Here is a 10,769-nt window from a genome sequence, read left to right as displayed (position 1 = left end):
AGACTTGAACTCTCACACCTTGCGGCGCCAGAACCTAAATCTGGTGCGTCTACCAATTCCGCCACTTCCGCAACTTATTCTGTAGTTATCAAGGTAATTGGTAAAAACCTAAATAACGTTGTTTATGGTGGCTACGACGGGATTCGAACCTGTGACCCCATCATTATGAGTGATGTGCTCTAACCAGCTGAGCTACGTAGCCATCTTTTGGAGCGAGACAATATAAACCTTCACGCTCTCAGTGACAACCCCTTTTATAAAGGAATCTCACTTGAATAATGGCAGGTCTACCTGGATTCGAACCAGGGAATGGCGGCATCAAAAGCCGCTGCCTTACCGCTTGGCGATAGACCTGCAGGCAATAGTCACAATGACTATTTAAAATATGGTGCGGAAGGAGAGACTTGAACTCTCACACCTTGCGGCGCCAGAACCTAAATCTGGTGCGTCTACCAATTCCGCCACTTCCGCATCTATTCCTAACTGCTCTGATAAAAAGAACATTTAGGAATGGTGGCTACGACGGGATTCGAACCTGTGACCCCATCATTATGAGTGATGTGCTCTAACCAGCTGAGCTACGTAGCCAAAACCATATTTTTTGTTCTCAACGCTTTGTTGCCTTGTCGTTGGGAACGGCGCGCATTATGCGAAGTTGAGTGAGATCCGTCAACAGTTTTTTTTAATAAATTTCGGAAAAAACCTCGTTCGCTTCCTTTTTAAACAAAGAGGCGTGTTTATGATCTAAAACTGGAAATAAATTAGCTTGCAGTTGCGTAATTTATTTTTGTTCATTTACTTAAGGTATTAAAAAAGCCAGCTTAACAGCTGGCTTTTAGTGTAAATGAAGTGTTTAGAATTCATTCATTTAATTAAACATTGAAGCGGAAGTGTACAACATCGCCATCTTTTACGATGTAGTCTTTACCTTCTAGACGCCATTTACCTGCGTCTTTTGCGCCATTTTCACCATTGAATTGGATGAAATCGTCGTAACCAACTACTTCTGCACGAATAAAGCCTTTCTCGAAGTCAGTGTGGATCTTACCTGCCGCCTGAGGCGCAGTTGCACCAACAGGGATTGTCCAAGCACGTACTTCTTTAACACCTGCTGTGAAGTAGGTGTGTAGAGTCAGTAGTTCGTAACCAGAGCGAATTACACGGTTCAGGCCCGGCTCTTCGATCCCCATATCTGCTAGGAATTCTTCGCGATCTTCATCTTCTAGTTCAGATAGTTCAGATTCGATAGCTGCACATACAGGTACAACGACATTGTTTTCTTTTTCTGCGAACTCACGAACCGCATCTAGATATGGGTTATTTTCGAAGCCATCTTCGTTTACGTTTGCAATGTACATAGTTGGCTTCAGTGTTAGGAAGTTTAGATAGCCGATTGCTGCTAACTCTTCTTTAGATAGCTCAACTGTGCGTGCCATGCCGCCTTCAGTTAGTACTGGTAACAGTTTTTCTAGTACGGTTAGTTCAAATTTTGCGTCTTTATCGCCGCCTTTTGCCTTCTTCGCGTTACGTTGAATCGCTCGCTCACAAGAATCTAGATCAGCCATTGCAAGTTCGAGGTTGATCACTTCGATATCTTCGATAGGTGAAACTTTACCTGAAACATGAACAATGTTTTCGTTTTCAAAACAACGTACAACGTGGCCAATCGCGTCTGTTTCACGGATGTTAGCTAGGAATTTGTTACCTAAACCTTCACCACGTGATGCACCAGCAACAAGACCAGCGATGTCCACGAACTCCATCGTCGTTGGAAGAACTCTCTGTGGGTTAACGATCTTAGCTAGTGCGTCTAGACGTAGATCTGGCACAGGAACCACACCAGTGTTTGGTTCAATGGTACAGAACGGGAAGTTTGCTGCTTCGATACCCGCTTTAGTTAGTGCGTTGAACAGAGTTGATTTACCTACGTTAGGTAGACCAACGATGCCACATTTAAAACCCATGATAGTAACCTTATTCAGCTTTGAACGTGTGGAGGCGATTTTGTGCTTTAGATAGGCCATCCTTAATCAGGATATCTAGACAACGAACAGCCTCATCAGCTGCTGCATCTAAAAGCTCTTGCTCTTTAGCTGGCGCTTTACCTAATACAAAACCCGCCACTTTATCTTTGTGTCCCGGATGACCAATGCCAATACGAAGACGATAAAAATCTTTGTTATTGCCCAGTTTGCTAATGGTGTCACGCAGACCGTTGTGTCCACCGTGCCCCCCACCTTTTTTAAACTTAGCGACACCTGGCGGTAAGTCTAGCTCGTCATGAGCAACCATGATCTCTTCAGGTTTAATTTGATAAAATTTCGCAAGCGCTGCGATCGATTTACCTGATAGATTCATGAAGGTGGTTGGGATAAGCAAACGGAGATCCTGGCCATTGACCATAATGCGTCCTGTTAGACCAAAAAACTTTGGTTCGTTCTTCAGTGTAACGTTGTGAACGCGTGCTAATTCTTCTACAACCCAAGCGCCCGCATTGTGACGAGTTCTGGCGTATTCTGGTCCTGGATTAGCAAGACCAACAAGAAGTTTGATTTGTTGACTCAAGGTTAGGATCTCTCTGGAATCTCAAAAAGCGCAGTATGATAGCACAGAAAACTCGCGGTGGGCGACCAAGGGATTTTCTAGTTATCAGTACAAATAAAAAAACACCCCAAAGAGGGGTGCTTTTGAAATCAGTGTAACTGAAATGTTCGTATTAGTTGAACATTGCAGAGATTGACTCTTCGTTGCTGATACGACGAATCGCTTCAGCTAGCATGCGAGATAGGCTTAGTGTTGTCACTTTACCTGTTGCAGCCATCTCTTTAGACAGAGAGATAGAGTCAGTTACGATAACTTGGTCAAGAACTGAGTTCTTGATGTTATCCGCAGCGTTGCCTGAGAATACTGCGTGAGTAGCGTAAGCGAATACACGCTTAGCACCGCGCTCTTTTAGTGCTTCAGCTGCTTTACATAGTGTGCCACCTGTGTCGATCATGTCATCAACGATCACACAGTCACGACCTTCAACATCACCGATTAGGTTCATTACTTCAGAAACGTTTGCACGTGGACGACGCTTATCTACGATTGCGATGTCGATGTCGCCTAGTGCTTTTGCTGTTGCACGAGCACGAACAACGCCACCTAGGTCAGGAGATACCACTACAGGGTTATCTAGACCGCGAGCCTGCATATCTTCAAGTAGCACTGGCGTGCCGAAGATGTTGTCTACAGGTACATCGAAGAAGCCTTGAATTTGCTCTGCATGTAGGTCGATAGTTAGAACGCGGTCAACACCAACGTTAGATAGGAAATCAGCAACAACTTTTGCAGTAATTGGCACACGCGCAGAACGTACACGACGGTCTTGGCGAGCGTAGCCGAAGTAAGGGATAACTGCAGTGATACGGCCTGCTGAAGCACGGCGCATTGCATCAATCATAACAACCAATTCCATTAGGTTGTCGTTAGTCGGTGCACAAGTGGATTGAATGATGAAAACATCGCTACCACGAACATTCTCATTGATTTGAACTGCAACTTCGCCATCAGAAAAGCGAGAAACAGATGCATCACCAAGAGAGATGTAAAGACGATCAGCAATACGTTGGGCTAGTTCAGGTGTTGCGTTACCAGCAAATAGCTTCATATCAGGCACGGTGGAAACCTCGGGTTTGCGTCCAGTTTAAATAGGTCGGTGTGAGGCTGATTGGTATTCAGCCAAAGTCTCTTTTAATGGCGAAATATTGCGCCCTTGAGCGACAAATGCCGAGACTTTATCAGAGAGTTGTGCAAGGATAGTTTCTGCTTCAGATTTGCTCGAAAATTCAGCAAAAACGCAAGATCCTGTCCCCGTCAATCTTGACGGCGCGTATTGTAGCAGCCAAGAAAGTTGCTTATCAACCTCTGGGTAGAGCATTCGTACAATTTTTTCGCAATCGTTTACGCTTGGCGTATTTAAAAGTGTTTCTAGATCTCGTTTTGGGGTGTTTCGCGTTAGATCTGGATGACAAAAAACGTCGACGGTTGCGATAGATACATTCGGTCTGACGACTAAATACCACTTTTCTTCGGGATAAGCAGGAGAGAGTTTTTCACCAACACCTTCAGCAAAAGCTGCAAATCCGCGCACAAATACGGGCACGTCTGCGCCTAGTTTTAAACCTATTTCAGCCAGTTCGTCGTCAGTTAGATTCAGTTGCCATAAGTAATTCAGTGCCACTAATGCTGTAGCTGCATTCGATGAGCCCCCACCAATGCCTCCACCCATAGGCAGCACTTTCTGTAGCTCAATATGCGCGCCAAAAGGGCAGTTTGAGTAAGCTTGAAGCGCGGTTGCTGCTTTCCAAATTAAATTGTCTTGAAGAGGCACACCTTCTATCTCTGGAGAAATCGTAATATCACCAGAATGGTTCGCTTGAATGGTGAGCTCATCGCCGTGATCGACGAATTGGAATAAGGTTTGTAACTCGTGGTAGCCATTCTCTGTACGGCCGTTGATATATAGAAAGAGATTCAATTTCGCTGGTGATGGCCAGCGTGTTGAAAGTTCAATCATTGGGTGATGTTCCATTTTGTGATCACTAGATTTATTTTGACATCAGCTGTGGTGAGTTTCAGCTTATTTGGCAGAGGGAGAGACTGTTCATGCCATTGAACGTCGCCATATCGTTGATAAGCGATACTCCAATCATTTAAACCAATTTGTTTGTTTAACGCTTGCAGTGTATTGGTTGGAGACAGTTGGAATTTGTCGGCATCGGTCGGTAGACCTAATAGCCAGTCAGGCATGTGATCGACGGGCATCATCAACCCTGTAAGACGGTAAATCAGCTGATTAGCACTGCGAGAAGAAAGGACCTGATCATCGTAAGTTTCTACTGTGGCGCCTTGTGGGGTGATGGTGAGCTTTAATGCCGTTTGTCCGAGAATCGTTGTTAAACGCAACTGGCTTAGTGCTGAAGAATGTTTCCAGTAGAAGTTTAAATTTTGTCTTTGGTCTGGGCCAATATAACCAAGTTTCCCCGTTGCTTGAAAATCTTGGATGGTTTCGAGTCGCTGCTCATGAGCTTGCCATTCAACGCTGGTAACACTTTCAGGAACGGACGAACAACCAGCGAGCAGTAAGCTCGACAAGAAAAAAAGAATAAAGGAGCGTAACGTCATGTTTGATGGCTTATTAATCAGTTTCATCGGGAATCGCTCACAACTATAGCATTGAAAAGTCGCACTTAGGAAAACAAATCCGGCTTACCCTTTCAATAAATGCGTGCTTACAGTAAAATTCTGGACCTATTTTATAACCTATCCCAGAGATACCACGTTAGATGTCCTTGCTTGCTATTGGAATTAATCACAATACAGCGTCTGTCGACTTGCGAGAGAAGGTGGCGTTTGGTCCGGATAAACTCGGCCCTGCACTCGAGCAACTTAGAGAGCACGAAGCGGTTAACGGCAGTGTGATTGTTTCAACCTGTAACCGAACTGAGTTGTACTGCGATGTTAAGCAAGGAGCGCGAAACAAGTTGATCGATTGGCTTGCTCAATTTCATCAAGTGAGCCGCGAAGATTTAATGCCGAGTTTGTATGTTCATGAAGAACAAGCTGCAATAAAGCATTTGATGCGCGTATCGTGCGGTCTTGACTCTCTGGTGTTGGGTGAGCCTCAAATTTTGGGGCAGGTAAAGCAAGCATTTTCTGACTCGCGAGATCATCAAGCTGTCGATGCCTCGATTGATAAACTGTTTCAAAAGACGTTCTCAGTCGCCAAACGGGTAAGAACAGAGACAGATATTGGTGGTAATGCCGTGTCCGTGGCTTATGCGGCATGTACACTGGCAAAACATATTTTTGAGTCGTTATCAGATTCAACCGTGCTTTTAGTTGGTGCGGGCGAGACGATTGAATTGGTCGCGAAGCATTTAGCGTCCAACGGTTGCACAAAAATGATTGTCGCGAACCGCACTAAAGAGCGCGCGCAAGGCTTAGCGGACCAATTTGGCGCAGAAGTGATCAGTTTGAACGAAATTCCTGAACATTTGGCGAAAGCGGATATTGTGATTAGCTCAACGGCGAGCCCATTGCCTATTATTGGCAAAGGTATGGTCGAAACGGCTCTAAAGCAGCGCCGACATCAACCTATCTTGTTAGTCGATATTGCGGTGCCGCGAGATGTGGAGTCGGAAGTCGGTGAACTGAACGACGCATATCTGTATTCTGTTGATGACTTGCAATCTATCATCGACAGCAACATTGAGCAGCGTAAAGTCGAAGCGATTCAAGCTGAAGCGATTGTTAGTGAAGAAAGCGCTGCATTTATGACATGGTTGCGTTCACTGCAAGCCGTCGATAGTATTCGCGACTATCGCAAATCAGCCAACGAAATTCGTGAAGAGTTACTGAGCAAAAGTTTGCAATCTTTAGCGGCAGGCGCAGATCCGGAGAAAGTGCTGCGCGAGCTGAGTAATAAACTCACCAACAAACTGATTCACGCTCCAACTCGCGCATTGCAAAGTGCAGCAGAGCAAGGCGAACCAGCAAAATTAACGATTATCCGCCAAACACTTGGCTTGGATGATCTATAACTCACGCTTTTTATTAAGAAAACGACACTATGAAAGCCTCTATTCTGACTAAGCTAGAAACGCTAGTAGAACGTTACGAAGAAGTTCAACATCTTCTTGGTGATCCTGATGTAATTGGAAATCAGGACAAATTCCGTGCTCTATCAAGAGAGTACTCTCAGCTAGAAGAAGTAACCAAGTGCTTCCAAGCTTATCAACAAGCACAAGAAGATCTTGTCGCCGCTGAAGAGATGGCAAACGAAGACGACGAAGAAATGCGTGAAATGGCGCAAGAAGAAATCAAAGAAGCGAAAGCGACGATTGAGCGTCTTACTGATGAGTTACAGATTCTTCTTCTGCCAAAAGATCCGAACGATGATCGTAACTGTTTCCTAGAAATTCGTGCAGGTGCGGGTGGCGACGAAGCGGGTATCTTCGCGGGTGATCTATTCCGTATGTACAGCAAGTACGCAGAAAAGCGTGGCTGGCGCATCGAAGTCATGTCTTCAAACGAGGCAGAGCACGGTGGTTACAAAGAGATGATCGCGAAAGTAAGCGGCGACGGTGCATACGGCGTGTTGAAATTTGAGTCAGGCGGTCACCGTGTACAGCGTGTTCCTGCAACTGAATCTCAAGGCCGTGTGCATACTTCTGCTTGTACAGTAGCAGTAATGGCGGAAATCCCTGAAGCGGATCTGCCTGAAATCAAAGCAGCAGACCTGAAAATCGATACGTTCCGTGCATCTGGCGCGGGTGGTCAGCACGTTAACACCACGGATTCTGCAATTCGTATTACCCACTTACCAACGGGTACGGTAGTAGAGTGTCAGGATGAGCGTTCACAGCACAAGAACAAAGCGAAAGCAATGGCGGTTCTTGCTGCTCGTATCGTTCAAGCGGAAGAAGAGCGTCGTGCCGCAGAAGTGTCTGATACACGTCGTAACCTTCTAGGTTCTGGTGACCGTAGTGACCGTATTCGTACATACAACTACCCACAAGGTCGTGTGTCTGATCACCGTATCAACCTGACCATCTATCGTTTGAACGAAGTGATGGAAGGTGACCTGCAGAGCTTGATTGATCCTGTGATTCAAGAGCACCAAGCAGACCAACTTGCGGCGCTCGCAGAGAACGGCTAATCGATGAGCCAAGTTCAATCGATTGAGCAAGCACTGAAAAGTGCGACGGCGAAACTGGCAGAAGGCGGCAAAGAGTCGCCTTCTCTCGATGCAGCTGTACTCCTTTGCCATGTCCTTGGCAAACCACGAACTTACCTGCTGACCTGGCCAGAAAAAGCATTAGAAGCAGAGCAAAAATCTCAGTTTGACGCTCTACTTGAACGACGTTTAACTGGTGAACCCGTCGCTTATATTATTGGTGAGCGAGAGTTTTGGTCTTTACCATTCAAAGTTTCTCCCTCTACCTTGATCCCAAGACCGGATACAGAACGTTTGGTCGAAGTTGCACTCGATAAGACCTACGAGCAGACTGGGCCTATTTTAGATCTTGGAACGGGGACGGGAGCTATCGCCATCGCGCTTGCATCTGAAATGCCAAAGCGTCAAGTGATGGGCGTAGACCTTAAGCAAGAAGCGAAAGCACTTGCAGAGTACAATGCTGAGCAGCTAAACATCAAAAATGTGACCTTTGCTCAAGGCAGTTGGTTTGAGCCTATTACAGAAGGTACGAAGTTTGCTTTAATTGTCTCCAACCCGCCATATATTGATGAAAAAGATCCACATTTATCCCAAGGCGATGTGCGCTTTGAGCCAAAATCTGCATTAGTTGCTAAAGAGAATGGCTTAGCTGATATTCGTCATATCTCGGATCTTGCTCGTCAGTATCTTGAAGTGGGCGGTTGGCTGGCATTTGAACATGGTTATGATCAAGGTGAGGCGGTGCGTGAGATAATGCGTGGCTTTGGTTACCAACAGGTCGCTACGGAAAAAGATTATGGCGGTAACGATCGAGTAACACTTGGTTGTCTGGCCAGTTAATCATGGAAGTCAGCAAACACTAACTAAAAAGAGAAGAAAAATGTACGTAGCTCTAAAACACATACACTTAGTGACGATCGCTCTCAGCGCGACGCTACTATCGATCCGATTCGTGTTAATGATGATGAACTCACCGAAGCGAAATAATCGCTTTTTGAAAGTGTTTCCCCACATCGTTGATACTGCATTGCTAGTGTCAGGTATCGCGCTTATTTTCATTACGGGTTTCATCCCGTTTACCGATGCCGCACCGTGGTTAACAAACAAAATCACCTGCGTACTGGCGTACATTGCGCTTGGATTCTTCTCATTGAAACTTGCGAAAAACAACCTACTGAAGATATTTGGCTTTTTCGGCGCATTAGGTTGGTTGGTCATGGCTGCAAACATTGCTGTGTCTAAGAGCCCTACGTTATTTGGATAGACGTCATGTTAGAGTTTTTTGACGAAGATTTTGACAATATACCGTTGGTGGAAGGTGCGCTTGAGCTAAACAAAGCGATTAACCCAGAAACCAAAGTACATTGGGCGAAACAAGAGTTAGAGCGTCTTTACAAAGATGCAGAAGCCACGCTTGTTCATGAAACCGATGAAGAGCAACGATTTGATGCATTCCTACGACTGTTTTTCCACGAGTGGGGGTTCAAAGGCGACGAGCAGGAATACTTTATTTCGGACAACAGCTTCATCGATAAAGTGTTGGAGCGCAGAAAAGGTATTCCTGTGAGCTTAGGTTCGATTTTGTTATACCTAGGCAAAAAGCTGGGGTTCCCGTTGAAGGGAGTTACTTTCCCTACTCAGTTCCTGTTAAAAGTCGACTGGATGCATAAGAAGCCAGACTACATCAACCCATTTAATGGTGAGTATGTAGGTGAAAGGATTCTTCAAGCTTGGCTTATTGGCCAAGAAGGACCGCTAGCTCAGCTAAAGCCTGAACATTTTGAGGAAGCTGACAACCCAACAATTATTGGTCGCTGGTTGGCGTTGATTAAAAGTGCGATGTTGCGTGAAGAGCATTATACGCTGGCATTACGTTGTACAAATCTTGCTCTAACATTTGTGCCAGATGACCCATACGAAATTCGTGACCGTGGTTTTATTTTCCAACAGCTAGAGTGCCCTCAAGTAGCGGTATCAGATTTTCAGTACTTTATTGACCAATGCCCTGACGATCCGGCTTCCGAGCTACTAAAATCACAAGTTAATGTGATGAGTGAAACGCACGTCACACTTCACTAATTTTATCGATGTGCCGAACTGTGGCGTATCGTGGACAGAAAAAGAGAATCAAAATGGAACAGAAAATCGTTAATATCGGCGACATTCAGGTTGCTAACGACAAGCCATTCACCCTATTTGCAGGTATGAACGTTCTTGAGTCTCGTGATCTTGCGATGCAGATCTGTGAGCACTACGTAAAAGTAACGGAAAAACTTGGTATTCCTTACGTATTTAAGGCGTCGTTTGACAAAGCAAACCGCAGTTCTGTTCATTCATACCGTGGTCCAGGTCTGGAAGAAGGTATGAAAATCTTTCAGGAGCTGAAAGACACTTTTGGTGTAAAGATCATCACGGACGTTCACACTGAAGCACAAGCTCAACCTGTCGCTGACGTGGTAGACGTTATTCAGCTTCCTGCATTCCTAGCTCGTCAAACTGACCTTGTTGAAGCTATGGCTAAAACAGGTGCGGTTATCAACGTGAAGAAACCTCAATTTATGAGCCCTGGTCAAGTGGGTAACATCGTTGAGAAGTTCGCAGAATGCGGTAACGACAAGATCATCCTATGTGAGCGCGGTTCTTGCCACGGTTACGATAACCTAGTTGTAGACATGCTTGGTTTTGGTGTGATGAAAAATGCTTCGAAAGGTAGCCCAATCATCTTTGACGTAACGCACTCACTACAAATGCGTGACCCATCAGGCGCAGCATCTGGCGGCCGTCGTGAGCAGACAGTTGAGCTTGCTAAAGCGGGTCTAGCGACAGGCATCGCAGGTCTATTTATCGAAGCGCACCCAAACCCAGACCAAGCGCGTTGTGATGGCCCATCTGCACTGCCTCTAGACAAGTTAGAGCCATTCTTAGCACAAATGAAATCGCTTGATGATCTGATCAAGAGCTTTGCAGATATAGATATCAAGTAAACGCCAGATGACTGGTGGTAACAAATACTATAGCCAACCGATGTTGGCTATTTTTTTATCTG

11 protein-coding genes and 4 tRNA genes are annotated in these 10,769 nt (G+C 45.4%); 6 read left to right on the top strand and 9 right to left on the bottom strand.

Going from position 1 to position 10,769, the window contains the following annotated elements; all coding sequences use genetic code 11:
* Positions 1–125: 125 nt before the first annotated feature.
* The 9 genes from R7127_RS22555 to lolB all read right to left on the bottom strand — a co-directional run bounded on the left by R7127_RS22555 (position 126) and on the right by lolB (position 5,196).
* Positions 126–202: transfer RNA gene (locus R7127_RS22555), tRNA-Met, on the bottom strand.
* A gap of 77 nt (positions 203–279) precedes the next feature.
* Positions 280–354, bottom strand: a tRNA-Gln gene (locus R7127_RS22550).
* Positions 355–386: 32 nt separating this feature from the next.
* Positions 387–471, bottom strand: a tRNA-Leu gene (locus R7127_RS22545).
* Positions 472–511: 40 nt separating this feature from the next.
* Positions 512–588, bottom strand: a tRNA-Met gene (locus tag R7127_RS22540).
* Positions 589–872: 284 nt separating this feature from the next.
* Positions 873–1,964 carry a redox-regulated ATPase YchF gene (gene ychF, locus R7127_RS22535; protein WP_005393178.1) on the bottom strand — a complete coding sequence of 364 codons (1,092 nt, stop codon included), beginning with the start codon at positions 1,962–1,964 and terminating at the stop codon, positions 873–875.
* Between the two features lie 10 nt (positions 1,965–1,974).
* Positions 1,975–2,565: an aminoacyl-tRNA hydrolase gene (gene pth / locus R7127_RS22530; RefSeq protein ID WP_005384112.1), complete on the bottom strand. Its 591-nt coding sequence runs from the start codon at positions 2,563–2,565 to the stop codon at positions 1,975–1,977.
* 151 nt (positions 2,566–2,716) lie between these two features.
* Positions 2,717–3,661, bottom strand: a complete 945-nt coding sequence (locus R7127_RS22525; protein WP_005393176.1) for a ribose-phosphate pyrophosphokinase — start codon at positions 3,659–3,661, stop codon at positions 2,717–2,719.
* Positions 3,662–3,688: 27 nt separating this feature from the next.
* Complete coding sequence (gene ispE, locus R7127_RS22520; protein WP_005384108.1) at positions 3,689–4,561, bottom strand: 4-(cytidine 5'-diphospho)-2-C-methyl-D-erythritol kinase; 873 nt, start codon at positions 4,559–4,561, stop codon at positions 3,689–3,691.
* A complete protein-coding gene (lolB, locus tag R7127_RS22515) occupies positions 4,558–5,196 on the bottom strand; it encodes a lipoprotein insertase outer membrane protein LolB (protein WP_017634843.1) in 639 nt (212 codons plus the stop codon). The genes ispE and lolB overlap by 4 nt, the downstream gene beginning before the upstream one ends.
* A 134-nt stretch (positions 5,197–5,330) precedes the next feature.
* Here lolB and hemA point away from each other — a divergent pair, with 134 nt between their 5' ends.
* The 6 genes from hemA to kdsA are packed head-to-tail and all read left to right on the top strand — an operon-like array spanning position 5,331 to position 10,707.
* Entirely contained in the window at positions 5,331–6,587 is a 1,257-nt protein-coding gene (hemA, locus tag R7127_RS22510) for a glutamyl-tRNA reductase (RefSeq protein WP_005384104.1), read from the top strand.
* 29 nt (positions 6,588–6,616) lie between these two features.
* Positions 6,617–7,705: a peptide chain release factor 1 gene (prfA, locus tag R7127_RS22505; protein WP_005382222.1), complete on the top strand. Its 1,089-nt coding sequence runs from the start codon at positions 6,617–6,619 to the stop codon at positions 7,703–7,705.
* 3 nt (positions 7,706–7,708) lie between these two features.
* The gene (prmC, locus tag R7127_RS22500; protein WP_017634841.1) at positions 7,709–8,563 is read left to right on the top strand and encodes a peptide chain release factor N(5)-glutamine methyltransferase; all 855 of its coding nucleotides are present in this window, start codon (positions 7,709–7,711) and stop codon (positions 8,561–8,563) included.
* 40 nt (positions 8,564–8,603) lie between these two features.
* Positions 8,604–8,987 carry a SirB2 family protein gene (locus R7127_RS22495; protein WP_005382225.1) on the top strand — a complete coding sequence of 128 codons (384 nt, stop codon included), beginning with the start codon at positions 8,604–8,606 and terminating at the stop codon, positions 8,985–8,987.
* Between the two features lie 5 nt (positions 8,988–8,992).
* Positions 8,993–9,802, top strand: a complete 810-nt coding sequence (locus R7127_RS22490) for a SirB1 family protein (protein WP_005384098.1) — start codon at positions 8,993–8,995, stop codon at positions 9,800–9,802.
* Between the two features lie 53 nt (positions 9,803–9,855).
* Complete coding sequence (gene kdsA, locus R7127_RS22485) at positions 9,856–10,707, top strand: 3-deoxy-8-phosphooctulonate synthase (protein ID WP_005384095.1); 852 nt, start codon at positions 9,856–9,858, stop codon at positions 10,705–10,707.
* The last annotated feature ends 62 nt before the right edge of the window (positions 10,708–10,769 follow it).

Origin of the sequence: Vibrio sp. 1159 (assembly GCF_033340395.1) — a bacterium.
Taxonomy (GTDB): domain Bacteria; phylum Pseudomonadota; class Gammaproteobacteria; order Enterobacterales; family Vibrionaceae; genus Vibrio; species Vibrio alginolyticus.
Note: the sequence above shows the minus strand (reverse complement) of the source record. Positions and strands in the feature narration are given on the sequence as shown.

Coding starts and splice junctions, on each gene's coding strand:
- ychF (WP_005393178.1), bottom strand. CDS start 1,964: ATGGGTTTTAAATGTGGCATCGTTGGTCTACCTAACGTAGGTAAATCA.
- ispE (WP_005384108.1), bottom strand. CDS start 4,561: ATGATTGAACTTTCAACACGCTGGCCATCACCAGCGAAATTGAATCTC.
- lolB (WP_017634843.1), bottom strand. CDS start 5,196: ATGAAACTGATTAATAAGCCATCAAACATGACGTTACGCTCCTTTATT.
- hemA (WP_005384104.1), top strand. CDS start 5,331: ATGTCCTTGCTTGCTATTGGAATTAATCACAATACAGCGTCTGTCGAC.
- prfA (WP_005382222.1), top strand. CDS start 6,617: ATGAAAGCCTCTATTCTGACTAAGCTAGAAACGCTAGTAGAACGTTAC.
- prmC (WP_017634841.1), top strand. CDS start 7,709: ATGAGCCAAGTTCAATCGATTGAGCAAGCACTGAAAAGTGCGACGGCG.
- R7127_RS22495 (WP_005382225.1), top strand. CDS start 8,604: ATGTACGTAGCTCTAAAACACATACACTTAGTGACGATCGCTCTCAGC.
- R7127_RS22490 (WP_005384098.1), top strand. CDS start 8,993: ATGTTAGAGTTTTTTGACGAAGATTTTGACAATATACCGTTGGTGGAA.
- kdsA (WP_005384095.1), top strand. CDS start 9,856: ATGGAACAGAAAATCGTTAATATCGGCGACATTCAGGTTGCTAACGAC.